Source organism: Paenibacillus sp. Z3-2, assembly GCF_054161325.1.
On sequence record NZ_CP096397.1, the window covers coordinates 605,932 to 632,503 of the forward strand.

The 26,572-nt window shown below is 47.7% G+C and carries 23 protein-coding genes and 3 rRNA genes; 23 read left to right on the top strand and 3 right to left on the bottom strand.

Annotation, left to right across the window (positions count from 1 at the left end; all coding sequences use genetic code 11):
• Positions 1-401 precede the first annotated feature (401 nt).
• The 4 genes from M1D71_RS02915 (at position 402) to M1D71_RS02930 (ending at position 5,800) form a co-directional block, all read left to right on the top strand.
• A 16S ribosomal RNA gene (locus M1D71_RS02915) occupies positions 402-1,954 on the top strand.
• A 365-nt stretch (positions 1,955-2,319) separates the two neighbouring features.
• A 23S ribosomal RNA gene (locus M1D71_RS02920) occupies positions 2,320-5,247 on the top strand.
• Positions 5,248-5,327: 80 nt separating this feature from the next.
• Positions 5,328-5,444 (top strand): 5S ribosomal RNA (rrf, locus tag M1D71_RS02925).
• Together the 16S, 23S and 5S rRNA genes form the textbook arrangement of a ribosomal RNA operon.
• Before the next feature lie 119 nt (positions 5,445-5,563).
• Positions 5,564-5,800: a hypothetical protein gene (locus M1D71_RS02930; protein WP_458125172.1), complete on the top strand. Its 237-nt coding sequence runs from the start codon at positions 5,564-5,566 to the stop codon at positions 5,798-5,800.
• 156 nt (positions 5,801-5,956) lie between these two features.
• Here M1D71_RS02930 and M1D71_RS02935 read toward each other — a convergent pair whose 3' ends face one another.
• Positions 5,957-7,312, bottom strand: a complete 1,356-nt coding sequence (locus tag M1D71_RS02935) for an MATE family efflux transporter (RefSeq protein WP_458125173.1) — start codon at positions 7,310-7,312, stop codon at positions 5,957-5,959.
• A gap of 162 nt (positions 7,313-7,474) precedes the next feature.
• Here M1D71_RS02935 and M1D71_RS02940 point away from each other — a divergent pair, with 162 nt between their 5' ends.
• The 10 genes from M1D71_RS02940 (at position 7,475) to M1D71_RS02985 (ending at position 16,015) form a co-directional block, all read left to right on the top strand.
• Positions 7,475-8,209, top strand: a complete 735-nt coding sequence (locus M1D71_RS02940; protein WP_458125174.1) for a class I SAM-dependent methyltransferase — start codon at positions 7,475-7,477, stop codon at positions 8,207-8,209.
• 229 nt (positions 8,210-8,438) lie between these two features.
• Positions 8,439-9,017, top strand: coding sequence for an RNA polymerase sigma factor (locus tag M1D71_RS02945; protein ID WP_458125175.1), 579 nt, complete (start codon positions 8,439-8,441; stop codon positions 9,015-9,017).
• Entirely contained in the window at positions 9,014-10,282 is a 1,269-nt protein-coding gene (locus M1D71_RS02950; protein WP_458125176.1) for a hypothetical protein, read from the top strand. The genes M1D71_RS02945 and M1D71_RS02950 overlap by 4 nt, the downstream gene beginning before the upstream one ends.
• A 60-nt stretch (positions 10,283-10,342) precedes the next feature.
• Entirely contained in the window at positions 10,343-10,801 is a 459-nt protein-coding gene (locus tag M1D71_RS02955; protein ID WP_458125177.1) for a DUF523 domain-containing protein, read from the top strand.
• A 111-nt stretch (positions 10,802-10,912) separates the two neighbouring features.
• A complete protein-coding gene (locus M1D71_RS02960; RefSeq protein ID WP_458125178.1) occupies positions 10,913-11,590 on the top strand; it encodes an NAD(P)H-dependent oxidoreductase in 678 nt (225 codons plus the stop codon).
• Positions 11,591-11,747: 157 nt separating this feature from the next.
• On the top strand, positions 11,748-12,170 hold the full coding sequence (locus M1D71_RS02965) for a MarR family winged helix-turn-helix transcriptional regulator (protein ID WP_458125179.1): 423 nt from the start codon (positions 11,748-11,750) through the stop codon (positions 12,168-12,170).
• Positions 12,171-12,335: 165 nt separating this feature from the next.
• On the top strand, positions 12,336-12,917 hold the full coding sequence (locus M1D71_RS02970; RefSeq protein ID WP_458125180.1) for an NAD(P)H-dependent oxidoreductase: 582 nt from the start codon (positions 12,336-12,338) through the stop codon (positions 12,915-12,917).
• 120 nt (positions 12,918-13,037) lie between these two features.
• The gene (locus M1D71_RS02975) at positions 13,038-13,349 is read left to right on the top strand and encodes an ArsR/SmtB family transcription factor (RefSeq protein WP_017690814.1); all 312 of its coding nucleotides are present in this window, start codon (positions 13,038-13,040) and stop codon (positions 13,347-13,349) included.
• Positions 13,350-13,506: 157 nt separating this feature from the next.
• Positions 13,507-14,541: an LLM class flavin-dependent oxidoreductase gene (locus M1D71_RS02980; RefSeq protein ID WP_458125181.1), complete on the top strand. Its 1,035-nt coding sequence runs from the start codon at positions 13,507-13,509 to the stop codon at positions 14,539-14,541.
• A 313-nt stretch (positions 14,542-14,854) separates the two neighbouring features.
• Positions 14,855-16,015, top strand: coding sequence for an AI-2E family transporter (locus tag M1D71_RS02985; RefSeq protein ID WP_458125182.1), 1,161 nt, complete (start codon positions 14,855-14,857; stop codon positions 16,013-16,015).
• Between the two features lie 155 nt (positions 16,016-16,170).
• Here the strand turns inward: M1D71_RS02985 and M1D71_RS02990 are convergent, their stop codons facing one another.
• Positions 16,171-16,542, bottom strand: a complete 372-nt coding sequence (locus M1D71_RS02990; RefSeq protein WP_458125183.1) for an ArsR/SmtB family transcription factor — start codon at positions 16,540-16,542, stop codon at positions 16,171-16,173.
• Between the two features lie 226 nt (positions 16,543-16,768).
• Here M1D71_RS02990 and M1D71_RS02995 point away from each other — a divergent pair, with 226 nt between their 5' ends.
• The 7 genes from M1D71_RS02995 to M1D71_RS03025 all read left to right on the top strand — a co-directional run bounded on the left by M1D71_RS02995 (position 16,769) and on the right by M1D71_RS03025 (position 24,663).
• Entirely contained in the window at positions 16,769-19,111 is a 2,343-nt protein-coding gene (locus M1D71_RS02995; protein ID WP_458125184.1) for a heavy metal translocating P-type ATPase, read from the top strand.
• Positions 19,112-19,216: 105 nt separating this feature from the next.
• On the top strand, positions 19,217-19,573 hold the full coding sequence (locus M1D71_RS03000) for an SdpI family protein (protein ID WP_062837654.1): 357 nt from the start codon (positions 19,217-19,219) through the stop codon (positions 19,571-19,573).
• Positions 19,574-19,765: 192 nt separating this feature from the next.
• A complete protein-coding gene (locus M1D71_RS03005; protein ID WP_458125185.1) occupies positions 19,766-20,218 on the top strand; it encodes a MerR family transcriptional regulator in 453 nt (150 codons plus the stop codon).
• A 233-nt stretch (positions 20,219-20,451) separates the two neighbouring features.
• Positions 20,452-21,672 carry an MFS transporter gene (locus tag M1D71_RS03010; protein WP_458125186.1) on the top strand — a complete coding sequence of 407 codons (1,221 nt, stop codon included), beginning with the start codon at positions 20,452-20,454 and terminating at the stop codon, positions 21,670-21,672.
• A 134-nt stretch (positions 21,673-21,806) separates the two neighbouring features.
• A complete protein-coding gene (locus M1D71_RS03015) occupies positions 21,807-21,911 on the top strand; it encodes a universal stress protein (protein ID WP_458125187.1) in 105 nt (34 codons plus the stop codon).
• A 177-nt stretch (positions 21,912-22,088) separates the two neighbouring features.
• Positions 22,089-23,513 carry an aldehyde dehydrogenase family protein gene (locus M1D71_RS03020; RefSeq protein WP_458125188.1) on the top strand — a complete coding sequence of 475 codons (1,425 nt, stop codon included), beginning with the start codon at positions 22,089-22,091 and terminating at the stop codon, positions 23,511-23,513.
• A 337-nt stretch (positions 23,514-23,850) separates the two neighbouring features.
• Positions 23,851-24,663, top strand: a complete 813-nt coding sequence (locus M1D71_RS03025) for a MerR family transcriptional regulator (RefSeq protein ID WP_458125189.1) — start codon at positions 23,851-23,853, stop codon at positions 24,661-24,663.
• 99 nt (positions 24,664-24,762) lie between these two features.
• Here M1D71_RS03025 and M1D71_RS03030 read toward each other — a convergent pair whose 3' ends face one another.
• A complete protein-coding gene (locus M1D71_RS03030) occupies positions 24,763-25,242 on the bottom strand; it encodes a GAF domain-containing protein (protein WP_458125190.1) in 480 nt (159 codons plus the stop codon).
• A gap of 185 nt (positions 25,243-25,427) precedes the next feature.
• On the opposite strand from M1D71_RS03030, the gene M1D71_RS03035 reads away from it, so the two are divergent.
• Positions 25,428-25,724 carry a hypothetical protein gene (locus M1D71_RS03035; protein ID WP_458125191.1) on the top strand — a complete coding sequence of 99 codons (297 nt, stop codon included), beginning with the start codon at positions 25,428-25,430 and terminating at the stop codon, positions 25,722-25,724.
• Positions 25,725-25,956: 232 nt separating this feature from the next.
• Entirely contained in the window at positions 25,957-26,499 is a 543-nt protein-coding gene (locus tag M1D71_RS03040; RefSeq protein WP_458125192.1) for a GNAT family N-acetyltransferase, read from the top strand.
• Positions 26,500-26,572: the final 73 nt, after the last annotated feature.

Here is a 26,572-nt window from a genome sequence, read left to right on the forward strand (position 1 = left end):
ATTTTAATAATTATCTCTTTACAAGTACTTGTTCCGCATGGTATATTATTAGTCCGGCCAAGAAAACACGGTTTACACGGTGCGGCAAGCGAATGAAATAAGCTTCGAAAGAAACTTATAAAAAGGGCTTGCAAAGTTGGTTCGGACATGATAATATATAAGAGTTGCTGAAGAGAACAACATTCGGTAACGAAACAAGTTTGATCTTTGAAAACTGAACAACGAGTGAGTAAACATTCTGCTTGCAGAATGAACGCGAAAGTTTGAGACAAGCCTTGGCTTGGATCGACTGGAGCACAAATGAGATTTTTAATCTCGTCAGATTCAAAATGAGCTTATCGCTCTTTTCAAATACTTGAGATGATTTTCATAGCGTTTAACCACGCTACTGAAATTCATCTTTATTGGAGAGTTTGATCCTGGCTCAGGACGAACGCTGGCGGCATGCCTAATACATGCAAGTCGAGCGGACTTGAAGAGAAGCTTGCTTCTCTGATGGTTAGCGGCGGACGGGTGAGTAACACGTAGGCAACCTGCCCTCAAGTTTGGGACAACTACCGGAAACGGTAGCTAATACCGAATAGTTGTTTTCTTCGCCTGAAGAGAACTGGAAAGACGGAGCAATCTGTCACTTGGGGATGGGCCTGCGGCGCATTAGCTAGTTGGTGAGGTAACGGCTCACCAAGGCGACGATGCGTAGCCGACCTGAGAGGGTGATCGGCCACACTGGGACTGAGACACGGCCCAGACTCCTACGGGAGGCAGCAGTAGGGAATCTTCCGCAATGGGCGAAAGCCTGACGGAGCAATGCCGCGTGAGTGATGAAGGTTTTCGGATCGTAAAGCTCTGTTGCCAGGGAAGAACGCTTGGGAGAGTAACTGCTCTCAAGGTGACGGTACCTGAGAAGAAAGCCCCGGCTAACTACGTGCCAGCAGCCGCGGTAATACGTAGGGGGCAAGCGTTGTCCGGAATTATTGGGCGTAAAGCGCGCGCAGGCGGTCATTTAAGTCTGGTGTTTAATCCCGGGGCTCAACCCCGGATCGCACTGGAAACTGGGTGACTTGAGTGCAGAAGAGGAGAGTGGAATTCCACGTGTAGCGGTGAAATGCGTAGATATGTGGAGGAACACCAGTGGCGAAGGCGACTCTCTGGGCTGTAACTGACGCTGAGGCGCGAAAGCGTGGGGAGCAAACAGGATTAGATACCCTGGTAGTCCACGCCGTAAACGATGAGTGCTAGGTGTTAGGGGTTTCGATACCCTTGGTGCCGAAGTTAACACATTAAGCACTCCGCCTGGGGAGTACGGTCGCAAGACTGAAACTCAAAGGAATTGACGGGGACCCGCACAAGCAGTGGAGTATGTGGTTTAATTCGAAGCAACGCGAAGAACCTTACCAGGTCTTGACATCCCTCTGATCGGTACAGAGATGTATCTTTCCTTCGGGACAGAGGAGACAGGTGGTGCATGGTTGTCGTCAGCTCGTGTCGTGAGATGTTGGGTTAAGTCCCGCAACGAGCGCAACCCTTATATTTAGTTGCCAGCACTTCGGGTGGGCACTCTAGATAGACTGCCGGTGACAAACCGGAGGAAGGTGGGGATGACGTCAAATCATCATGCCCCTTATGACCTGGGCTACACACGTACTACAATGGCCGGTACAACGGGCTGCGAAATCGCGAGATGGAGCCAATCCCAACAAAGCCGGTCTCAGTTCGGATTGCAGGCTGCAACTCGCCTGCATGAAGTCGGAATTGCTAGTAATCGCGGATCAGCATGCCGCGGTGAATACGTTCCCGGGTCTTGTACACACCGCCCGTCACACCACGAGAGTTTATAACACCCGAAGTCGGTGGGGTAACCGCAAGGAGCCAGCCGCCGAAGGTGGGATAGATGATTGGGGTGAAGTCGTAACAAGGTAGCCGTATCGGAAGGTGCGGCTGGATCACCTCCTTTCTATGGAGAATCGTTTCCCGCGTGGAAACATTCAAATAAGCAGGTTCTTAGAACCTGCGATCGCAATTCATTTCGGTCCTTCACCTTGGTGTGGATGAAATGAAGAGCAAAACACTCACTCGTTGCTCAGTTTTGAGAGCTCAAACTCTCAAACAGCTTGCTTTTGCATGGAGCTTGTTCTTTGAAAACTAGATATCGAAACGAAAGTAAATGCGAATTAGAACATTCCTTTTTAGCTGAACTTGTGCAAACAAGTTTCAATAAAAACGGTAGTTAATTGCTTTTGCGATGGTATTGAATGGGAGCGACTTTTGGCTTTGCGCAAGCAAAACAAGGGAAGCGAGCAGTCAAAACCGGAGCAATATGGTTAAGCTACTAAGAGCACACGGAGGATGCCTAGGCGCTAGGAGCCGATGAAGGACGTGGCGAACAACGAAACTGCCTCGGGGAGCTGTAAGCAAGCTTTGATCCGGGGGTGTCCGAATGGGGAAACCCAGCTGGGGTAATTTCCAGTTACTCACAACTGAATACATAGGTTGTGCAGAGGCATACCAGGGGAACTGAAACATCTAAGTACCCTGAGGAAGAGAAAACAATAGTGATTCCGTCAGTAGCGGCGAGCGAACGCGGAGAAGCCCAAACCAGAGAGCTTGCTCTTTGGGGTTGTGGGACGTCTCACATGGAGTTACAAAGGAACCGGTTAAGCGAAGAGGTCTGGAAAGGCCCGCCAAAGAAGGTAAAAGCCCTGTAGTTGAAAGTCTGTTCCCTCCGAGACGGATCCCGAGTAGTGCGGGGCACGTGAAACCCCGTATGAATCCGGCAGGACCATCTGCCAAGGCTAAATACTTCCTAGCGACCGATAGTGAAGCAGTACCGTGAGGGAAAGGTGAAAAGCACCCCGGAAGGGGAGTGAAATAGAACCTGAAACCGTGTGCTTACAAAAAGTCAGAGCCCGTTTTAGGGGTGATGGCGTGCCTTTTGTAGAATGAACCGGCGAGTTACGTTCCCGTGCAAGGTTAAGGTAAAGAGCCGGAGCCGCAGCGAAAGCGAGTCTGAATAGGGCGACATAGTACGTGGACGTAGACCCGAAACCGGGTGATCTACCCCTGTCCAGGGTGAAGGTGCGGTAACACGCACTGGAGGCCCGAACCCACGCATGTTGAAAAATGCGGGGATGAGGTGGGGGTAGCGGAGAAATTCCAATCGAACTCGGAGATAGCTGGTTCTCCCCGAAATAGCTTTAGGGCTAGCCTCGGAAAACAGAGTCGTGGAGGTAGAGCACTGATTGGGTGCGGGGCCCGCAAGGGTTACCAAGCTCAGTCAAACTCCGAATGCCATAGACTTACTTCCGGGAGTCAGACAGTGAGTGCTAAGATCCATTGTCAAAAGGGAAACAGCCCAGACCATCAGCTAAGGTCCCCAAGTGTGTGTTAAGTGGGAAAGGATGTGGAGTTGCACAGACAACCAGGATGTTGGCTTAGAAGCAGCCATCATTTAAAGAGTGCGTAATAGCTCACTGGTCGAGTGACTCTGCGCCGAAAATGTAACGGGGCTAAACACACCACCGAAGCTATGGCTTGATGCTTTGCATCAGGGGTAGGGGAGCGTTGTATAAGGGTTGAAGGTGTACCGTAAGGAGCGCTGGACATTATACAAGTGAGAATGCCGGTATGAGTAACGAAAAGATCAGTGAGAATCTGATCCGCCGAAAGCCTAAGGGTTCCTGAGGAAGGCTCGTCCGCTCAGGGTAAGTCGGGACCTAAGGCGAGGCCGAAAGGCGTAGTCGAAGGACAACAGGTCGAAATTCCTGTACCACCGTAAGCCGTTATGAGCAATGGGGGGACGCAGTAGGGTAGTGACGCGGACTGATGGATGTCCGTCTAAGCAGTAAGGCTGATGTGTAGGCAAATCCGCACATTGTAAGGCTGAGCTGTGATGGGGAGTGAAAATTACAGTAGCGAAGGTCATGATCTCACACTGCCAAGAAAAGCCTCTAGCCAGGTGATGGTGCCCGTACCGCAAACCGACACAGGTAGGCGAGAAGAGTATTCTAAGGCGCGCGGAAGAACTCTCGTTAAGGAACTCGGCAAAATGACCCCGTAACTTCGGGAGAAGGGGTGCCCCGGTAGTGTGAATAGCACGAGGGGGCCGCAGTGAAAAGGCCCAAGCGACTGTTTAGCAAAAACACAGGTCTGTGCGAAGCCGTAAGGCGAAGTATACGGGCTGACGCCTGCCCGGTGCTGGAAGGTTAAGGGGAGTGGTTAGGGAGTAATCCCGAAGCTGTGAACCGAAGCCCCAGTAAACGGCGGCCGTAACTATAACGGTCCTAAGGTAGCGAAATTCCTTGTCAGGTAAATTCTGACCCGCACGAATGGCGTAACGACTTGGGCGCTGTCTCAACGAGAGATCCGGTGAAATTTTAATACCTGTGAAGATGCAGGTTACCCGCGACAAGACGGAAAGACCCCATGGAGCTTTACTGCAGCTTGATATTGAATTTGGGTACGATCTGTACAGGATAGGTGGGAGCCTTTGAAGTGTGAGCGCCAGCTTGCATGGAGGCAACGTTGGGATACCACCCTGATCGTATCTAGGTTCTAACCTGGTACCGTAATCCGGTGCGGGGACAGTGTCAGGTGGGCAGTTTGACTGGGGCGGTCGCCTCCTAAAGAGTAACGGAGGCGCCCAAAGGTTCCCTCAGAATGGTTGGAAATCATTCGAAGAGTGCAAAGGCATAAGGGAGCTTGACTGCGAGACCTACAAGTCGAGCAGGGACGAAAGTCGGGCTTAGTGATCCGGTGGTACCGCATGGAAGGGCCATCGCTCAACGGATAAAAGCTACCCTGGGGATAACAGGCTTATCTCCCCCAAGAGTCCACATCGACGGGGAGGTTTGGCACCTCGATGTCGGCTCATCGCATCCTGGGGCTGAAGTAGGTCCCAAGGGTTGGGCTGTTCGCCCATTAAAGCGGTACGCGAGCTGGGTTCAGAACGTCGTGAGACAGTTCGGTCCCTATCTGTCGTGGGCGTAGGAAATTTGAGAGGAGCTGTCCTTAGTACGAGAGGACCGGGATGGACGTACCGCTGGTGTACCAGTTGTTCCGCCAGGAGCACCGCTGGGTAGCTATGTACGGAAGGGATAAACGCTGAAAGCATCTAAGCGTGAAGCCCCCCTCAAGATGAGATTTCCCAGTATGTAAGACCCCTTGAAGACGACGAGGTAGATAGGCTGGGGGTGGAAGTGCAGCAATGCATGGAGCTGACCAGTACTAATCGGTCGAGGGCTTATCCAATAGCAAGTTCTAATCGCATGTTTCGTTTCGAATCTAGTTTTCAGAGAACAACAACTCTGAAATGTAAGCTAAGCTATGCGTTTGGTGGCGATGGCGGAGGGGTTCCACACGTACCCATCCCGAACACGACCGTTAAGCCCTCTAGCGCCGATGGTACTTGGACCGCAGGGTCCTGGGAGAGTAGGACGCCGCCAAGCAATATGAAGACACACTTGATGATATCGAGTGTGTCTTTTTGTTTTACTATTTTATATCGGGAAACAACTAACTTTACAGATAAGACGGTATCAAGACCTTCACTTATATGAAGACTCTAGTGCAATCAAGCAAGGACGATGAGAAGACTAAGGAGACAAAGACTAAACAACTTGAACAGCAGATCAAGCAGATTGAGGCACAGATTGCACAGCAAAGCTCTCAAGGAGCCGGTACAGCCGTTCCGAAGGATGCGCCACCTGCCCAACCTCTGTCCAACGGATTGGGTCTAGCTACACCTAAGGAGATTGCAAACGCAACGACAGACAGTAATGGCCGATTTGATATACGCATCTAATTACATCTAAGTTAGAAAAAAACAAAGCCCTGACCGATCTATATGGATCGTGCAGGGCTTCATGTATTTGTTTATTTAATTATTTATGAGGTCTACCTACATTCTATCTACGTTCTATTTATCTTCTATCTGTTGCCGTTATACTATCTGTTAACGTTATTCAGGATGTAACGCGTTTATCCGATCCGTAAGGGATCGTTTTCTATAGTACACAGCTATCGTGACGAGAACCAGCATTTCAGATAACGGAACAGCAAGCCACACACCCGTAACACCGAAGAATGAAGGGAGGACTGCAATTAATGCAATCATGATGATCATCTCACGCGCAGCTGTGATCCAGATGGCCATTTTGGCATTACCTACAGATTGGAAATAGGTGCTCATAACAAAGTTAACACCCATGAACACATAGGCAAATGTAAATATGCGTAATCCGTAAACGGCATTATCCGTAACGCTGCTACTGAAGTTTCCAAAGATTTGCACGAAATAAGGTGCACCGATTTGAACAACAATCAGTAACAGTATACCGCATGCCAGCGCTGTTTTGGTGGCTAAACGTATCGTTTGTTGTACCCGTTTCATCTGTTTCGCACCGTGATAATAGCTGACCAGAGGCTGAGCAGCGGATGCCAGACCCAGGAATGCTAACAGTACCACACCATGAATATAGTTCAATACGGTAAAGGATGCTACGCCATCCGTACCCGCTATGCGGTCCATCGAGATGTTATGAGAGACGGAGAAGACCGACATACCAAGTTCAGCCAGAAAACTGGGGAAGCCAATGAGTAACAGGGAGGCCAGCAATTTGTTGTTCCATTTGAACCGGGTGAATGTGAGATTATTTGTTTTTTTGAAAAAGTGAGTGAACAGGACAAGCAGCGCAAGGGATGCCGATACAATTGTACCGAGGGCAACACCGCGTACACCCCACTCAAGTACATACAATGTTACATAATTGATGATGATATTAGCTACAGCAAACGTAATCTGAGCGTACATGGATGTGTTGGGATTCCCATCGTTCCGAACAAAGACAGAGAGTGCATTCTCAATGGTGAAGACGAACCCGAACAACAACATGATATTCATGTAGTCTGAAGCAAACGGGAAGGTCTCAGCGTTAGCACCGAGGGAGTATACCAGCTTGTCTTTGAAGGTATATGCAGTATATCCAATAGCTATCGTGACTAGCATAATGAGCATAATGGATTTGGTGAAAATTTGTTTGGCTGTGGTTATATCTTTTCTACCCATTGCATTGGAGTACAAGGTTGCCCCACCCATACCAATCCATAGCGACATGGCAACAAAAAGCGTATAGACAGGAGAGGCAATGCCGATCCCGGCCATCGCGGTAGAACCCAGTTTGTGTCCAACCATAATACCGTCGATAATAAAATTAAAAGCAACTACCAGCATCCCCAATACGGAAGGCACAAGGTAGCTAATAAAAGCTTTACCTACAGATTGCCCTTCCAATGGATGCGTCCAATTCGTATTCATAATGACCTCCGTTAGTAAACTGAATGTTCATTCTGTATTTAATAATACTGAACGTTCGTTCTGTATGATAACACGGCATGAATTCGCTTGGCAACTTTTGCGTTTAAATATCGTTTATGTGGTAGATTAGGTGGATATTCATAAGGCGGGAGGAATCTCTTGATGAAACAAAATAAATACGATGAAGCTGAGTTTTTCGACAACTATAGTAAGATGGCTCGTTCAATTCAAGGGCTGGATGCGGCCGGGGAATGGCATGAATTGCAGACCTTGTTGCCTGATTTGAAGAACAAGCGTGTGCTGGATTTGGGATGTGGTTTTGGTTGGCACTGCCGGTATGCGCGAGAGCAACAAGCGAGTTCAGTGATCGGTGTAGATCTGTCCGAAAATATGCTCCAGCGTGCTCGTGAGATGACGGACGACCCACAGATCCAGTACAAGCAACTGGCGATTGAGGATATTGATTTTGCACCTGGACAATTTGATGTTGTGATCAGTTCACTTGCCTTGCATTATATTGAACGGTTAGACGCGGTCTACGCCAAGATCAATGACTGTCTTGTTCAAGGTGGCACGTTCGTGCTTTCATCTGAACATCCCATCTTCACCGCTCGTGCTGCGCAGGATTGGCATTACGGACCCGAAGGTGAGATTCTGCACTGGCCCGTGGATGATTACCACGATGAAGGGAAGCGTGTGGCGAACTTTCTGAATCAGGACGTGGTCAAATATCATCGCACACTGGCAACACATCTCAATGAACTGGTTAAGGCGGGGTTTGCTATTGGGCAGGTGGCTGAATCCAAGCCATCACCGGAGATGATTGAACTGGTTCCTGGCATGCGAGATGAGAACCGGAGACCCATGTTCCTGATGATTGCTACGGTTAAAGTATAACGATGAAAATGATTCGTTAGACTAGAGGGCAGAAAGAGACTGAGGAAGAAGAGCGTTCGCCTAAAAGCTTCTGATAGAGATTTCTAACTAAGCAAACTTGAAGGAATCAGTGTGTTCAGTGATATTGAACATGCTGTTTTTTTATTTTGCTACAATAATAAGAAATAATGTCCAAAATAGGGAACCAAACCACAATAGACTCAGTCATATTAAGTGAGGTGAACAACAGTTGGATTATCAATTTCTGGCACAGGCTCAGACCATCGACAATTACACACTCGGCAGCATGATGGATGATTACGGGAACGATGTGTGGAATTATGCTTATTTTCTGACCAAAAGTGCCGAACTAGCAGATGACTTGTCACAGGAAGTGTTTATTCGGGCATACTCGGGGATCGCTCATTATCGGGGAGAGTGCTCACTGAAGACGTGGCTACTGACGATTACTAGGAACACGACGTTTACATATCGAAAATCCAAATTCTTTCGTAGCAGCTTGTGGGGAGAGACACTTTCCATGGAGACAGAGCGAGAGCATTCAAGCCAAAGAATAATGATTCCAGAGAAAGATACACATCCTTCGGCCGAGATGGAAGTGATGCGTAAGGAGCATGTCCATGAAATCTGGGATATTGTTCTTGCGTTGCCGAAGAAATTTCGGGAGATCCTGCTGCTGCATCTGAAGTATGAGCTTACGACGAGTGAGATTGCTGAGATGTTGAAAATCAGCTCAGGCACAGTAAAATCCAGACTTTCCCGAGGTAAGGACAAGGTACGAAAACATTGGGAGGAGCGAAGCGAATGACACATAAGGATGAGCAATGGGAAAAGGAAATTCGGAAGGAACCGTTTGCGTCGTCTCCCTTTACAGAGGATCACAAGCGAAAGGTGCTTCAACAGGTAGAGTGGATGAAGAAGTCGGAAATGGGAAGCCAGAGAGAGCAGTCAGAGGGCCGTTCCAGGCCGTCTAGACAGCGAATAGGCAACTCTTCACACAAGGGCCGTCCTAGAAGTGCCCCTCTAGTTGCAGCGGCAGGTGCGTTGGTTATTGCTTCAGGTTTGTTCCTGTGGATCTGGGATGATGGACAGCTGGTGAAGCCCGTGATTGAGCAGGTCTATCCTACAGCAGCGTTACAGTTTTCCGATGATCTGAGCGTGAATCTGCTTACGGTTAAGATGAAAAGAAATGTTGCGGTCACCATGCGGGATGATCTGGGTAAACAGCTGCGGATTACGAAAGTGGAAGACTTGCCTGTCTCCGGAAGAATATATGTAGAGGCTGGAAATGAAAGTGAGAAAGAGTACGCGCAGATATGGCTCGATGCCGCCACAGGAAATTTGCGAGAAGTAGGAATGAGACGTGAGATGCAGCCGAGCGAGTTGGAGCACCGTTATTTGCGTCAAGTTCCATCGCTTTTGCAAAGTATAGGCAGCACTCCAACGCTTAAACCTGTATCAGTCCAACGTTATGTGAGTATGAAGCAAGGGGAAATGGAGCCGATATCACATACGACATTAACATTAGAAAATGAGAATAGTTATGGAGAGATTGTATGGCAGCAGGATAAAGCTGTATCAATCTCAGGCGATCTCAGTCCTGATCAAGTATCTCATTCTGTGTTGGCAGACGCCAAGGATGCTGTGAAGGCAGTATTCGGTGAAACATCTCCCAAACTTAGGGGTGTAAGTCGTACCAAAGATGATGAGATCGGGAAGGATATAATTAATATTAGTTTCAATGATCATTACTTGGTTCAAATGATTACAGGGGAAGAAACTAAGGTTTACTCTATTATTGGGGAGAATTCTTATCGAAATGATTTTACCAATTGGGATGAAGTAGAGGCGTACCATCAGAAGATTTATGATGTGAAGGAATCCCTCCTTAGGGACGAGGTAGGGCCGATGATTAAAGAAGTATTTAACGTCAACCTCCAGGGATACAGTCTTCATAGGGAAGCCGATAGTCCAGGGATGGCCACATTTGAACTTGAGTCGACAAAAGATGTTATACGGGTTCGCTACAATGAAGATGTAAAAATTTCGATGATTACCAGAGGCGAGCTATAGGGCTTGATTCTATATGGTACAATTTACTTCATAGATGGAATTGAGCATAAGGAGATCATAATGAAATATTTGGTGAGTTCATGTCTGGCGGGAGTAGCCTGCCGTTACAATGGAACAGCGAGTCTGGATGAAAAGATTCAGGAACTTGTGGAGCAGGAGCAGGCAAAGATGGTATGTCCAGAGCTGCTTGGCGGATTCTCCACACCCCGTGAACCAGCTGAGATTATCGGTGGCACAGGCAAAGACGTACTGGCAGGCACTGCGAAAGTGATCGAGAAAAGTGGCAAGGATGTCACAGACTTGTATATCAAGGGAGCTTATCAGACATTGGAATGGGCCAAAAAATTGAATGTGTCGTGTGTTGTGTTGAAGGAGTTCAGTCCGTCCTGTGGCACGAAAACCATATATGCTGGAAACTTTGCCAATCATAAAGTACAGGGGGAAGGTGTCACCTCTGCATTACTGAGACAAGAGGGATACACCGTCATTTCGGAAAAAGAATTCATGGAACAATTGTAGACTCCCCCTCTGAAACTGAGAAACCATATTGTGCGTACTTTTCATTTTCGGAATAGATTCACTAACTATCGCACATACAACAAAAATATAAAGAGAAGGACGTGGAGATCCATGGAAGTTACAACACAGGCAAAGAAAAAGGAAGACATCTTGAAGGCTTATCATTTCCGGCATGCGACAAAGGTATTTGACGATACTCGTAAAATCGCGGATGAGGATTTCCAATTTATATTGGAAACAGGCAGATTATCCCCAAGTTCGATTGGCTTTGAGCCGTGGAAGTTTCTGATTGTACAAAATAAGGATATGCGCAAACGCCTGTCGGAAGTCTCTTCGGGTGCTCAAAAACAATTGGCAACAGCAAGTCATTTTGTGGTTATTTTGGCCCGGTCAGATGCCAGTTATAATTCTCCCTATGCGGAATACATGCTGAAGGAAATGAAAGGAATGCCAGATGATGTATTTGAGCTGACAAGTGCGGCCTACGGGAATTTTCAGAATAACCAGAGAATTCTTGAGAATCCACGATCCCTATTCGATTGGGCATCCAAACAGACGTACATTGCGCTTGGCAATATGATGACGGCTGCGGCTCAGATCGAGATTGACTCTTGTCCAATTGAAGGTTTCAACCGCGAGGCTGTCCATCGTATTCTGGAAGAAGAGGGGCTGCTGGAGGAAGGCGCATGGGACATCTCGGTAATGGCAGCATTCGGTTATCGTGCTGAGGAGCCAAAACGTGAGAAGACCCGACAACCGATTGAAAAAGTTACCCAATGGCTTAACTAATTTCAGAATAAATCCATTGATAGTGTAACCATATAAACAGGTTTAAAATTAAAATAACCCGATATTTTCCGCTAAGATAAGGATGAAACTATCGGGCTATTTTCTTATTAATAAAAAAGAACTTGAAAATACATAGATATCTATGTATAATGAGGTCATGCCAAAATATAACGCAATTGCACTGATTGCAAGAATCAGAGATCATGTTAACAAACGGATTGTTCACGAATTAGAAAAGCATGAGGTGACAGGTATTGTTCCTTCTCATGGGGATGTACTCATGTTCTTATACCGGGAAGAGACGCTGTCGATCAAAATGCTGGCGGAACGTGTTCAACGTACGCAACCAACGGTAACGGTACTCATCAACAAGCTGGAGAAGCTCGGTTATGTTGAACGCAGCAAGAGTGCCGAAGACAGCCGGGTGACGATGATTCGCCTAACCGAACAGGGGAAGCAACTCGAACCGATATTCCATCAGGTATCAGAGCAGATTAATGACATCATCTACGCTGGCCTATCTGATGAACAATCGGAGCAATTGGAGAGCTTGCTGTCCACTATTGTTCGAAGATTATAGGGTATGAATTCTTCTGTCTGCCAACCTTCCAGACTTGGATGGGGTGAGGCAGAAGAGCTCAAGTATTTTTTTGCTCACATTCATAGATATCTATGTGTGTGGAATGTATTAACGAGAACCAATCATTGCAACCTAACTCAAACCAAATCTGGAGGGATTAACACTATGAAACATCTTATCGTATATGCTCACCCACACACAGACAGCTTTAATAACGCAATCCTCAATACTGCTGTAGAAGCTCTCGAAGCCCAAGGACATGAAGTGGTTGTTCGTGACTTATATAAGCTTGGATTCCAACCTGTACTGACTGAAGCCGATACAGCTTCCATGCGTGCAGGACAGACACCACAGGATATCGCTACAGAGCAACAGTTTGTTACGGATGCAGAGGCCATTACATTCATCTACCCGATCTGGTGGACAGGTCTTCCTGCCATACTGAAAGGGTATGTTGACCGTGTATTCGCCTATGGTTTTGCTTATGTAGCGGATGAAGCAGGTATCCAGAAATTGTTAACAGGCAAAAAAGGTCTCATCATCAATACTCATGGTACACCAAGTGAAATATATGACCAGATCGGCATGACTGCTGGATTAAAAGTAACATCAGACGTAGGAATTTTCGATTTTGTAGGCATTGAAGCTGTAGATCATCTGCTCTTCGGTAGTATTGGGTATCTGGATGCACCAGCATATCAAGCGATGTTGGATCAGGTTAAACAGACGGTTACGACGAAATTCTAATGCGGAAGTAGATGTAGATTCCAGATTCGCATTCCATATGATTCCAGACCGACTCGATTAAGAGTCGGTTTGTTTGTTCATGTGTTTGCAAAATGAATGAAAGGGGGTATAATCGTACCCATGGAACCTATACTTATATTCAAAGCATTATCGAATGAGACACGTAGACAAATCTTATTGTGGCTCAAGAACCCGGAGCAACACTTTCCACCGCTGGAACTATCCCAGCATCCTGATGGTGGCAAGAACGGGATCTGTGTCGGTACGATTCAACTGAAGGCTGGACTGGCTCAGTCGGTTATATCCAGTTATCTGTTGACTATGCTCAAGGCGGGTTTGCTACTCTCAGAGCGTAGAGGACAATGGACGTATTATCGACGGAACGAAGAGACAATTCGTCAGTTTGCCGAGTACGTGCAGAACGAGTTATAAGCCGGATGCCGGAACGGAAGCTAGGATGCATGGTGCAGGCAGGGATTCCGTCCGGATGTAAACGGCCAGTTGATTATCACATCATATCCATTTGCGGTATAATAAATCTATATATCTGGATATACAAAAATATAATCATTAAGGAGATTAAATAGTAATGACTACAGAAAATACGGCTTCATCCCATAAAGAACATATTAATGACGTTAAGCTTTCCATCCTGGATCTGGCTCCCGTCGTTGTGGGTGCAACACCTGCTGATGCACTGCGCAACAGTCTCGATCTGGCACAGCATGCAGAGCGTTGGGGATATCACCGTTACTGGGTAGCTGAACATCACAACATGCCGGGGATTGCCTCTTCCGCAACTTCGGTTGTTATTGGATACCTGGCTGGTGGAACCAAGACGATTCGCCTGGGTTCAGGAGGCATCATGCTCCCTAACCATGCACCGCTAGTTATCGCAGAGCAGTTCGGCACATTGGAGTCCCTGTATCCTGGCAGAATCGATCTGGGACTGGGTCGTGCACCCGGAAGTGACCGTCGTACATCGCTGGCACTGCGCAAAGATCTGAACAGCGGTGAAGATTTCCCAGAGCTGCTGGCAGAACTCAGAGCATACTTTGATGCTTCGGCGACATCTTATCACGCGCCTGTTCGCGCTGTACCGGGAGAAGGACTGAATATTCCGATTTACCTGCTGGGGTCCAGTGATTTCAGCGCTCGTCTGGCGGGTCAGCTGGGATTGCCGTTTGCTTTTGCCAGCCACTTCTCGCCCGATTACACCCGGATTGCCCTAGAAATGTATCGAAACAACTTCCAACCATCTGATAGCTTGAAGGAGCCGCACGTGATTGTTGGTGTTAACGCTGTTGTTGCGGATACAGATGAGGAAGCAGCGTGGTTGGGTACAACGATGCAACAGCAGTTCCTGAACATTATTCGCGGTACAACGGGATTGGTACAGCCTCCGGCAGAGATGGAAGGCAAATGGACGGATCGTGAGAAGGCTGGTGTTGAGCAGACGCTGAAGGCGGCTGTTAACGGTTCACCAGAAACGGTACGTGGACAGTTGGAATCCTTCATTCGGCAGACGCAGGCAGATGAGCTGATTATTACGTCGATGATCTATGATCATAAGGCACGTCTGCACTCCTATGAGTTAATCGCACAATTGGCGGGAAAAGCTTAATCTTAATTTTCAGCGTAAAAGCTGGCTTAATGGTAAGCTATAGCTTCAAATGTACGGTTCGTCTCCCAGTGAGGCGAGCCGTTTTTGAATAGGGAGATTTTGCAAATGATTCGTGTGGGGCAGAAGACTCATTTTGGGGTAAAATGACTTTACCGGTTTAATTTGAAACGGTTAATCAGCACCATACGTATAAATCCAGAGTGTTATACATATGTTGGCTTGTACAAAGGTATTTTTTATTCGTATGTATGGGGCATTTATCTAGTTTACAGTTTAGTTTTGATTAAGAGTCATAAGAGAGGACGACACGCCTATGGAGCAACCTGAGCAACCCCGCGTTTGGCCGGATCGGTTCAAGCGATTTTTTCTTAACAACAAGTTTGTTCTATTTCTGTTAATTTTGCTGTTGGTGGGACTGAACGTGATGGTTCTGACCAAAGTATCCTTTGTTCTTCATCCGCTGGCGGTACTCATCAAGACCATTGTACTGCCTATTATTCTGTCTGGCATACTTTACTATCTGCTGAATCCGATTGTTGATATCATGGAAAGATCGAAGATTAAGCGTGGCTGGTCCATTCTGATCCTGTATCTTGCGATTGGAGGCATTCTGACGGTCGTCGTGCTGGCGGTCATTCCGGTGCTTCGTAATCAGATTATGGGGCTTGTCGCGAATTTCCCAACGTACAGTGAGACCGTAAGACAGCAATTTGAGGAATTGACGGGCAGTCAGCTGTTCGGTCAGGTTCAGGAAACGCTCAACATGAACTGGCAGGATCTGTGGAGAACGATCTCCCAGAAGGCCACGGAAATTCTTGACTCAACCTGGAGCACATTGGGTGGGTTCCTAGGAGCTTTCACGGAGACAGTACTCTCGATTGTAACGGTTCCGTTCATTCTGTTCTATCTGCTAAAAGATGGCAAGAAGCTGCCGGCGAAAATTCTGTCTTTCCTGCCGATCAAGAGCCGTACAGGTGCAATGCATGTGCTGGAAGACATCAATCACCAGATCAGTTCATTCATTCGTGGACAGATCATCGTCAGCTTCTGCATCGGTATCCTGCTCTACATCGGTTATATGATCATTGGTCTGGATTACGCACTGATTCTTGCGATTATCGCGTCGTTCACGAGTGTTGTTCCATATCTGGGACCTGCAATTGCGATTACACCAGCGTTGATCGTGGCTCTGGTCACTTCGCCGGTAATGCTGCTGAAGATGGTTGCCGTATGGACGATTGTGCAGTTAATCGAAGGTAAATTCATCTCTCCACAGATCATGGGCAAAACGCTGAAGATCCATCCTATTACGATTATCTTTGTAATTCTGACTTCGGGTAATCTGTTTGGAGTCGTAGGCATTCTGCTCGCTGTTCCAGGATACGCAGTGCTGAAAGTATGTGTATCGCATATCTTCAACTGGTTCAAAGACAGATCCGGTCTGTATGATCCGAACAAGAACAATCTTTTGTAATCGAAGCGGCGAGCTCCAATTGATCGTTAATCAGAAGGAGTAGTTACTTTATATCCATCCTGGATAAAACGGTACCCTTACCAAGAAGAACCCCCGTCCATCGGCATATAGCCGAGAGGCGGGGGTTCTTCTTCATGAACAAGCTTGGCTGCTGCCTAGCTGTGTTTAATATGCTGGAGCGTTTGCAGGAAAATCTGCTCAATATGAGCATCATCCAGAGAGTAGTATACTGTCTTGCCTTCCTTGCGCCGCTTGACGATCCGCATGTTGCGGAGTGAACGCAGCTGGTGTGAAATGGCCGACTGCCCCATGTCGAGCAGAACCGTCAGGTCATGAACACATAATTCCTTCTGTAACAGTGCATCAATAATACGTAGACGTGTTGGATCACTGAATGCCTTGAACCAATCCGCCATCTCGGAAGAGGTCTCCCGATCTATGAGTGAAGTGCGAATCGTCAGCACGTCGGCTTCAGTGCCTGAGCAGGCTGCATCACATTCGCTTGGTGCTTTAACCGGTTGTTCCATTTCCTATCACCGCCTATGTTAACAACTATACGCCTATTATATCCAAAAACCGTCTAAAGCGAAATGATTACTATTAGCATAATCTGTATGAAAAATCAACAACGATTGTTGACACTCATGTTTAGGCGTGCATATAATAGGAGTAACTAAACATATGAATGAATGCTCATATATTGAATGTAATGGGATATAACATCGTTTTTGTACTGCAAAGGGGAGAATTCACATGGGAACCGGACAGGAACAGGTGAAAAGGGAACTGCTGCTTGATGGACTGGATTGTGCGAACTGCGCATTGAAGATTGAGAATGGCGTCAAAAAAATTAAAGGCATTAGTGAATGCTCTGTCAATTTCGTTACCAAAACGTTATCGATGCACACCACTTCCGACATGGATGAGCAGGTAGTGGAAGAAGCGAAGCGCAAAGTGCTGCGGCTGGAGCCGCATATACGCATCTCGGAAAAAGGAAAACATGTGAACGGACATGCGCACACCCATACAGGGAGTGCAGCTGGTGTGCACGACCACAGTCATGACCATGCCGGACATGATCATGGACATTCACATGGCAGCCACTCGCATACTCATGATCACGGAGATTCACAGGAACGCACACATGGTCATACACATGAGCACGGAAATCATGCTGGACATGATCACGGCCATACCCATGATGATGCCCGTGCAGGCCACTCGCATGAACATGGTGCGGGACAGACGAAAGAGTTGCTTGCTCGTCTTGCTGCAGGTTCTGTGTTGCTCGCAGCCGCGATTTGGTCACCGCTGGAGGGTTGGGCACAATTTGCTCTCTATGCGCTCGCTTATCTGATTGCCGGGGGAGATATTGTGCTCCAGGCGTCCAAAAACATTATTCGTGGCCAGGTATTCGATGAATACTTCCTGATGTCCGTGGCTACTTTGGGTGCCTTTGCCATTGGAGAGTATCCGGAAGGGGTAGCAGTCATGCTCTTCTATCAGCTCGGGGAGCTGTTTCAGGGTATGGCGGTTAATCGATCACGCAGGTCCATTCAGGCGCTCATGGACATTCGGCCGGATTACGCGAATATCCTGACGGGTTCGGGTGACGAAACCAAACGGGTTTCTCCAGAAGACGTACGGATTGGTGATCGGATTGTAGTGAAAGCGGGCGAGCGAGTACCATTGGATGGTATCGTTAGAACTGGACGTTCCATGGTGGACACTTCTGCTCTGACAGGTGAATCGGTACCTCGTGAGCTGGAGCCCGGAAGTGATGTACTGAGTGGATTTGTGAACAAAAACGGCATGTTGACGATTGAAGTAACCAAAACGTTTGGAGAATCAACGGTATCCAAAATTTTGGATCTGGTGCAGAACGCGAGCAGTCGGAAAGCGAAAACAGAACATTTTATTAGTAAATTCGCCCGGTATTACACACCGGTTGTTGTGATCCTTGCAGCCTCGATTGCATTTGTTCCACCGTTGCTACTTAGTGGTGCAACATTTGCCGATTGGATCTATCGCGCCCTGGTCTTTCTGGTTATCTCATGTCCTTGTGCGCTGGTCGTCTCGATTCCCCTTGGATTCTTTGGTGGCATTGGAGCGGCTTCCCGTAACGGTATTCTCATCAAAGGCAGTAACTACCTTGAAGCGTTGAATGATGTGAAAGTCGTTGTTTTTGATAAAACGGGTACTCTAACCAAAGGTGTATTCAAAGTAACAGCCATTCGTCCCGAAGGTGGACGTACGGAAGAAGAACTGATGGAGCTTGCAGCGATTGCCGAAGCAAATTCCAATCATCCAATTGCCGAATCCATTCGTGCAGCTTGGGCCAAAGAGATTCCCACGCAAGGTGTGGAAGGCTATGATGAAGTTGCCGGACACGGGATCAAGGTGAGCGTGGATGGTCGGGAAGTGCTGGCGGGCAACGCCAAATTAATGGAGCAGGCGGGTATAGCGTATAGCACTCCAGAGACGGCAGGGACAATAGTCCACGTTGCTGAAGAAGGCACGTATGTTGGTCATCTGATCATTGCTGATGAAGTGAAGGATGATGCAGCCGCGGCCATTCGGGCACTGAAGAAGCTCGGCATCCGCAAAACGGTCATGCTGACAGGCGATGCCAAAGCTGTGGGTGAAGCGGTAGGACGCGAGCTGGGTGTAGATGAGGTCTATGCTGAATTGCTGCCACAGGACAAAGTCGAGCGGCTGGAGCAACTGGAAGCTGCCAAGTCTCCGAAGGAGAAAATGGTATTTGTCGGTGATGGTATCAACGACACACCAGTGCTGGCACGCGCCGATGTGGGCGTAGCCATGGGTGGACTTGGCTCGGATGCTGCCATTGAAGCAGCTGATGTGGTCATCATGACGGATGAACCGTCGAAACTAGCGAGCGCAATCCGCATTGCGAAGCGTACACGAATGATCGTATGGCAAAATATCGGGTTTGCGCTGGGTGTTAAGGCGATATTCCTGCTACTGGGAGTGTTCGGCATTGCCACCATGTGGGAAGCGGTATTCTCCGATGTCGGTGTCACGGTGCTGGCTGTTCTGAACGCCATGCGTGTACTTCGTGTGAAGAATATCTAAGTTTACGAAACGATCCAGGCGGCTCTTCGTATATACGTAGAGCCGTTTTTATATTTTTTATGGCATTATGTAGTTAGGAAGTTATATAGAGAAGGGGAGAACATTTTGACAGGAGCAGTAGTTGGGATCATCATCGGGGTGTGTTATTTCATTCTGGGGTTGATGGTGTTCAAAAAACCACCGAAAATGATTAACGGTATATATGGTTATCGTACCCCGCGTGCAATGAGTAATCCTGAGTTATGGGACGAAGCGCAAAAGTATAGCGCCAACCTGATGATGCAGTTTGGTGTGATCATTACGATATTCGGCATTATTGGATTCTGGCTTACAGATGTACGAGCTTTGGTTCTGAGTCTGGTGGCTACAGGATTTTATACGTTCAGACTGTTTACCAGAGTCGAAGGCCGTTTGAAGCAAATGCAGCGTGCACAACAGCAACAGAATGAACAGAATGCATAAAGTACAATGAGTGAATAGGTTAGAACAGCAAGACCCGCGTGTGAAGCGGGTCTTTTGGTGTTGAAGTTAGCGTATCGAAGGCGATGTTAAACTCGCTAAGACTTCATGCATAGAATATAACGTTGACGTTAACGTTAATATTATATATAATTATGTACATAACAGTATAGACATATGAAAGAGGTGGAGGAAATGAGTCTATATAAAATCGACGACGTAGCCAAAGAATGCGGATTGACCAAGCGAACCATTCGGTATTATGAAGAGATTGGTGTCATGCCTTCACCTCAGCGGACAGATGGCGGAACGCGGCTATACACTCGTGAGGATATGGATTATCTGAAAAAGGTGGTTCGCACCAAAGAGGTGCTGGGGTTCTCTCTTCAGGAGCTACATACCTATGTGGCAACGGCAGATGCATTGAACGAACAACGTTTTGACTACCAGCAGACGACCGAAGTGAGAGAACGGCTCGAGAAGCTCACCACGATGGAAACAACGCTGGATGGTCAGTTGCAACTGATTGAGCAAAAACTTCAGAGCATACATGCCGTACAGACTGAACTGGAAGAGCTGCGTGAACGCGTCCGGAGCGGTATTCAGAAGTTACAGGCACATGATTCACAGGGTGATGAAGACGGCTAACCGAATTAGCATCTATATAAACAAAACTGCAAACAAATAATCGCTACATGGAGTGAGTTTCATAGTACCTGTGGCGATCCTGTACAAACACCGGAGGCTCCGGTGTCATTTGTGCCGTTTTGTTACCTCTATTCATGAAAACGAACGCAATATTTTCAACGTTTTCACAGTGTTTTTCAAAACAAGTTCAATACATGCTTCACCACATAAATCATTCACAGGAGGAATTACGTATGAAAAGAGAGCCATCATTACCGGACGAATTGCCGTCATCACGTGGGGGATTGTTATCCCAACCGCGAGCGGTATGGGCGGTCGCCTTTGCATGTATCATATCCTTTATGGGTTTGGGCCTGGTTGACCCGATTCTGCCCGCAATTGCAGATCAGCTGCATGCATCCAAAAGCCAAGTGTCGCTGCTATTTACCAGTTATAATGCTGTAACCGGGGTAGCGATGCTGATTACAGGTGTTGTCTCCAGCCGGATTGGTGTGAAGTGGACGCTGCTCAGCGGGATATTGTTGATTATTATCTTCTCCTTCCTCGGCGGTACCTCAGACACGGTGGGTGCACTGGTTGGTTACCGTGTCGGTTGGGGACTCGGTAATGCCTTATTCATCGCAACCGCGTTACCTGCAATCGTTGGACTGTCCACATCAGGGACAGCCAAGGCAATTATTTTGTACGAAGCAGCGCTTGGTCTCGGGATTGCAGTTGGTCCGCTACTTGGTGGTGAGCTGGGTTCCATCTCCTGGCGTGGGCCGTTCTATGGGGTGGCTGTTCTGATGGCAATTGCCTTTATCACCATTACATTTATGCTGCCCAAGATGGCCAAACCAAAAACGCGCAGTTCTCTGTCCGATCCGCTCAAAGCATTAAGTTATCCTTCACTTAAAACATTGGCGATTACCGCCTTCCTGTATAACTTTGGTTTCTTTACCTTGATGGCTTATTCACCATATGTCATGAATCTGGATGAGCGTGGCTTGGGTTATGTATTCTTTGGCTGGGGACTGATGCTGGCGATAACGTCGGTATTCGTCGCACCAAGATTGCAACGCCGATTCGGATCGGTGCCGTCTATGAGTGTCATGCTTACATTGTTCGCGATTGATCTGGTTGTTATGGCATTCGGTACTGTGATGGGTTCACCGACTACGGTTATTGTAGCAGTCATTGTAGCAGGTATCTTCCTTGGGATTAACAACACGTTGATTACAACGGCGGTTATGGAAGCTGCACCTGTGGAGCGTTCTGTTGCTTCTGCTGCATACAGCTTCGTCCGTTTCCTGGGTGGTGCGCTTGCTCCATGGCTTGCGGGTAAATTATCCGAGTGGTTCCTGCCGGAAACGCCGTTTTATTTTGGCGCATTCATGGTTCTGGTTGGTGTCATGGTACTGCTGGTGCGTCGCCATCATCTGCGGGATATTGATTCGGCCATTACATCTCATTAATTCACAGGTTAATTCACTGGAGGAATTGCCATGCTGAAACGTATATTGGTTGCTGTTGATGGTTCGGATCATGCGCAGGTGACCCCGTTAATGAGATCTGCAATGTAGCGCGAGAACGAGATTGTGGAATAATTGTGATGGGCACGGCTGGCAAAGGCATGCTTGCAGAGATAATCTTGGGCAGTGTCAGCCATGGTGTGTTAAAACATGCAGAGTGCCCCGTCCTGACGGTTAAATAAGATATGAAATCCTTTATAGTACATTGGCAAAGGATCGCCACTATGGCTCATCAGGTAGGTTACAAGGTATGATTGCCGCATACTGTAGTGGGTTGATGGCACAAAAGTAGTGTATAAATAGATAAGGTAACATACCGTTATGGATTTGAAGTAATTATTGGATGGAGGGTGCAGCTCATGAAAAAACAACATCTGTTTATCGGTGGCAAACCGACCGAATCCGTAGATTATAAAGCACTTCAGGCACCATACTCTGGTGAAACGCTGGCAGAAGTCTCTTCGGCTTCAGCAGTGGAGGCCGAGGCCGCTATTGCGGCTGCGGTGCAAGCTGGGAAGGAAATGCGCCAGATGCCTGCACATCAGCGTGCAGATATTTTGTACAAAGTATCCTCCTTGCTCGAAGAACGGAAGGAAGAAGCGGCACGAATCATTGCACTTGAAGCAGCGAAACCAATTACCGCCGCGCGGGCTGAGGTAGACCGTACGGTGGAAACCTATCGTTTTGCTGCCGAAGAAGCCAAGCGGCTGACTGGAGAGACGGTTCCGATGGATGCAGCCAAAGGTGGAGAAGGGCGCATCGGGTATACGATGCGGCAACCTCTAGGCGTCATTGGAGCAATAACGCCGTTTAATTTTCCAATGAATCTGGTAGCTCACAAGGTAGGTCCGGCAATGGCAGCGGGCAATACGATTGTTCTCAAGCCTGCAGAGCAGACACCGCTGTCTTCCTATTACATCGCTAATCTGTTTCAAGAAGCAGGATTGCCAGATGGAGCACTGAACGTAGTGAGTGGTGATGGCAAAACGATTGGTGATGTGCTTGTGGAGCACCCTCGTGTTGCTCACATTACGTTTACAGGCAGTCCAGCGGTGGGGACGAGCATTCGTAGCAAAGCAGGACTGAAACGCGTGACACTCGAGCTTGGATCGAATGCAGCGGTGATCGTGGATAAGGACGCAGACCTGGACAAAGTGGTTCCTCGATGTGTTACCGGTGCTTTCACGTATCAAGGACAGGTATGTATCTCGCTACAACGAATCTACGTACATCGTGACATCTCGGAAGAATTCATCCGGCGTTTCGCTGAAGCGGCCAAACAAGTAGTGGTCGGGGACCCGCTGAGCCCGGATACGGTGGTCTCTGCACTGATTACCTCCAAGGATGTACAGCGTACGCTCGACTGGATTGAAGAAGCCAAACAGGCTGGTGCTGAAGTAGCAGCAGGCGATCAAGCTGAAGGAGGCGTTCTGCGTCCAACGGTGCTCGTTAACGTTCCGCGTGATGCGAAGGTATCCTGTCAGGAAGTGTTTGCTCCCATCGTGGTGATCAATACCGTGGATTCGGTTGAAGAGGGCATTGAACATGTCAACGATTCCATCTATGGGCTTCAGGCAGGTGTATTCACGAACGATATTCATACGGCTCTCCATGCCGTCGATCAGATCGAGGCAGGCGGAGTGATGATTAATGATATTCCAACGTTCCGGGTTGACCACATGCCCTATGGCGGGGTGAAGCAGAGTGGTGTCGGGCGTGAAGGTGTAAAATATGCGGTTGAGGAAATGACGGAATTGAAGTTTGTCATGTTTAATAAAGGGTGATTCACTTCATTTCTCGTATGATCCTGTGCCATGATAATGGTACAGGATCTTTCATATGTAGATCCTGGAAAACTGTTTCAAAAATACATACGAATTCTTCCCTGACTGCGGGTTCACATCTGAGGAGAGGGGTATAAATAGTTAACATACCGCAATTCATTTGATCAAACGCCGCTCATATCACCTAAGTAAGCATGATGTACCTATCCAGAACGCGAGCGGAATGAAAGCGGTACAGCATTGCCGAAAGTCTTATAATCACTCACTATTCAAATAAAATGCAGTATGAAATAAACCTAAACTTAGAAGTTGCAGGACAGGCAGGAGGTGTATTCAAATGGCATATTCCATGGTTGACGTATCTGGAATGTCAGGCGTAAGTCTGAGTGAGCTGAGCCAGTATGCGCAGACGGGTCTTCTGAATCCGGCCTTTGGAGGTTTGGATGAGGATATCTATTATGAAAAGCCGGAATTGCTGAGACTTCAGCAAATTCTTTTTTGTAAGGAAGTAGGCATGGAGGAGACTGAGATTGAATTGATGCTTCGGGATGACCCTCAGGATGTCATTCGCATCATGCAGCGGCATCGTATTGAGATTCTGGAGGAGGCCCTCCGTCTGCATGGATTGATTCAGACACTGGACAAAACGATCTCCCATTTGCAAGGCGAACAGGAACTTGATGAACATGAGTTGTATATCGGTTTTGTGAATAAGGGACGTCACCAGTTGCTGAATGAAGCGAGTTCTAACCATGCAGTCAATCATGATTTGAATCATGTGCAGACAGAGGGCGATCAGAGGTCCCACATCCAATCTTCCAATTCATCCCCATTACATGAAAACCAGGAGTTAAAGTCAAAGGAAGATTATCTCGATTCCCAGGCGAAAATTGATCAGGTTCATCTTGACTTGCAACAGGCCATTGAGGATGGACTGGAACCTGGTAGTGCGAAAGTACAACGGATTATTGGCAGGCATCTTGAATGGATCAAGGGTTATTATACACCCACCGCTGATATCTATCGGGATCTGGCCAATCTGTACGTCGAGCATCGAGATTTCCGCAAAATGTACGATGGTTACCACCCGAGTCTGGCTGAATTCTTACGTGAAGGGATGATGATTAAAGCGGAACAGGATTTATCCTAGATGCATAAAGTAACATGGGCGTGCAAGAACATGGGTGTGAACTATAATGGATAACAAAGAGCGCAGACCTTTTAGAGGACTGCGCTCTTTGTTATGATGCTACAATTGCTCTGTGAGTAAACGTACGGCTTTCTCCAGGAAGACACGGTCTTCGTCATCAAAACGGTTTTTGATCGGGCTGTCGATATCCAGCACCCCGTACAGTTCCCCGTCTTTGATGATCGGTACAACGATCTCACTATTGGATGCTGCATCACAGGCAATGTGGCCTGGGAAGGCATGCACATCGTCAACGACCATGGTACGTTTTTCGGCAGCAGATGTACCGCATACGCCACGTCCCAGTGGTATTCGGATGCAGGCAGGCAGTCCTTGGAATGGACCGAGGACCAGTTCTTTTCCATCATACAGATAGAAGCCGACCCAATTGGTGTCGGTCATAAATACATTGAGCAGCGCAGCAGCGTTCGCCAGATTGGCAATCGCACTAGGTTCATCGCGGATCAGAGCACTTAACTGTCCCAGGACGGCGGTGTGCTGCTCACTTCGTGTTCCTTCATAGGAAACAGCTTGAAACATGGTAAATCACCCTCCTGAGCAAAATGGTACTTATTTTCAAGATAGTGCAGAGGATGCGGTTAGTCAAGCGGAGGATTTCGGAAAGGGAAGGGAATACCTGAAGAATCCTCCTGTTTCTCAGCTTCTTGTATGGGGTAATTACTTAGCAACCACGGAGGGCTATAACCCGGGAAGGAGCTTGGCTTATGCATGCAGAGGTACAGAATCTTTTTGTACGAATTCATCTTCTATATTTGGCGCAAAATCAGGATTTGAACGTTAACGAGGCGCTGCCCCTATTGGAAGAACGGGGATATCGCGTTGGAGAGCGGGAGATCAAGCAGGAGCTTGAACATCTGACACAGGAGAACTTCCTGACCGCCCACGGGGACCAATGGAGCCTAACCGGGACTGGCATTGAAGAATTCAAGGAAATCACGACTGTGCTTGGTCGGGTTAGCGATGAATTGCTGGCGAAAGGCAAGAAACCGTCCAAAGTCTAACATTCATTTGGACAAGCCTTGAGGCCAAGAATCACTTAACCTTGAATTGATCCATACGTACGTACACCAAGACCGGGAGCGAAATGGGCCCGGTTTTTTGACGTGTGTCCATGACTGAATAGTTGCCATTCGGCGCAGGTTATGATTAGATGACTAATGAATCTTATGGTCTGCAGAGATGGATCGGATCGGAGTGTCTTATATGTATAAATGCAAAGGGAGAATTCCCGAAATGGAGACTGCGCGGCTTCGTCTGCGTAAAATGCGTCGCCGGGATGCGGCCCAGATGTTCGCATGTTGGTCAGATCGCGAGGTAACCCGTTATATGAATCTTGCACCCATGATTGGGACAAGCGAGGCGGCGGACATGATTGGGCTGCTTAATCATATGGCAGGGGAAGAGGATGCGATCCGATGGGGAATCGAACTCAAAGAGACAGGCAGGCTCATCGGCAGCTGTGGATTCAACACATGGCAGCTTGAAGGCGCATTCCGGGGAGAGATCGGTTATGAGCTGGGACGTGACTACTGGCGCAACGGTTTTATGACGGAGGCTTTCTCGGCATTGTTGCCCTTCGGGTATGAGACCATGGGACTCAATCGGATCGAGGCGCTGGTTGATCCACGCAATCTGGCGTCCGGCGAGTTCCTGACGAACAGCGGTTTCACACGGGAAGGACTGCTGCGTCAGGTACAGCATACGTCCACCGGATACAAGGATATGGTGATGTATTCCATGTTGTATGATGAGTTCCTCCGCAAGCGAGGTAAATAAAAGAGACAATATATAATTGTTTCTTTTATTTACACGTAAACGAAGAAACAGAACAAAGCTGGAGAATCACCAA

Bases quoted from the DNA above. Each gene is read 5' to 3' on its own strand.
- M1D71_RS02935 (WP_458125173.1), bottom strand. From the start codon at position 7,312: ATGAATACGAATTGGACGCATCCATTGGAAGGGCAATCTGTAGGTAAA.
- M1D71_RS02960 (WP_458125178.1), top strand. From the start codon at position 10,913: ATGGAAGTTACAACACAGGCAAAGAAAAAGGAAGACATCTTGAAGGCT.
- M1D71_RS03020 (WP_458125188.1), top strand. From the start codon at position 22,089: ATGAAAAAACAACATCTGTTTATCGGTGGCAAACCGACCGAATCCGTA.
- M1D71_RS03010 (WP_458125186.1), top strand. From the start codon at position 20,452: ATGAAAAGAGAGCCATCATTACCGGACGAATTGCCGTCATCACGTGGG.
- M1D71_RS02950 (WP_458125176.1), top strand. From the start codon at position 9,014: ATGACACATAAGGATGAGCAATGGGAAAAGGAAATTCGGAAGGAACCG.
- M1D71_RS02975 (WP_017690814.1), top strand. From the start codon at position 13,038: ATGGAACCTATACTTATATTCAAAGCATTATCGAATGAGACACGTAGA.
- M1D71_RS02985 (WP_458125182.1), top strand. From the start codon at position 14,855: ATGGAGCAACCTGAGCAACCCCGCGTTTGGCCGGATCGGTTCAAGCGA.
- M1D71_RS02990 (WP_458125183.1), bottom strand. From the start codon at position 16,542: ATGGAACAACCGGTTAAAGCACCAAGCGAATGTGATGCAGCCTGCTCA.
- M1D71_RS02955 (WP_458125177.1), top strand. From the start codon at position 10,343: ATGAAATATTTGGTGAGTTCATGTCTGGCGGGAGTAGCCTGCCGTTAC.
- M1D71_RS03040 (WP_458125192.1), top strand. From the start codon at position 25,957: ATGGAGACTGCGCGGCTTCGTCTGCGTAAAATGCGTCGCCGGGATGCG.
- M1D71_RS02995 (WP_458125184.1), top strand. From the start codon at position 16,769: ATGGGAACCGGACAGGAACAGGTGAAAAGGGAACTGCTGCTTGATGGA.
- M1D71_RS02965 (WP_458125179.1), top strand. From the start codon at position 11,748: ATGCCAAAATATAACGCAATTGCACTGATTGCAAGAATCAGAGATCAT.
- M1D71_RS02970 (WP_458125180.1), top strand. From the start codon at position 12,336: ATGAAACATCTTATCGTATATGCTCACCCACACACAGACAGCTTTAAT.
- M1D71_RS03025 (WP_458125189.1), top strand. From the start codon at position 23,851: ATGGCATATTCCATGGTTGACGTATCTGGAATGTCAGGCGTAAGTCTG.
- M1D71_RS02980 (WP_458125181.1), top strand. From the start codon at position 13,507: ATGACTACAGAAAATACGGCTTCATCCCATAAAGAACATATTAATGAC.
- M1D71_RS03005 (WP_458125185.1), top strand. From the start codon at position 19,766: ATGAGTCTATATAAAATCGACGACGTAGCCAAAGAATGCGGATTGACC.
- M1D71_RS03035 (WP_458125191.1), top strand. From the start codon at position 25,428: ATGCATGCAGAGGTACAGAATCTTTTTGTACGAATTCATCTTCTATAT.
- M1D71_RS02940 (WP_458125174.1), top strand. From the start codon at position 7,475: ATGAAACAAAATAAATACGATGAAGCTGAGTTTTTCGACAACTATAGT.
- M1D71_RS03030 (WP_458125190.1), bottom strand. From the start codon at position 25,242: ATGTTTCAAGCTGTTTCCTATGAAGGAACACGAAGTGAGCAGCACACC.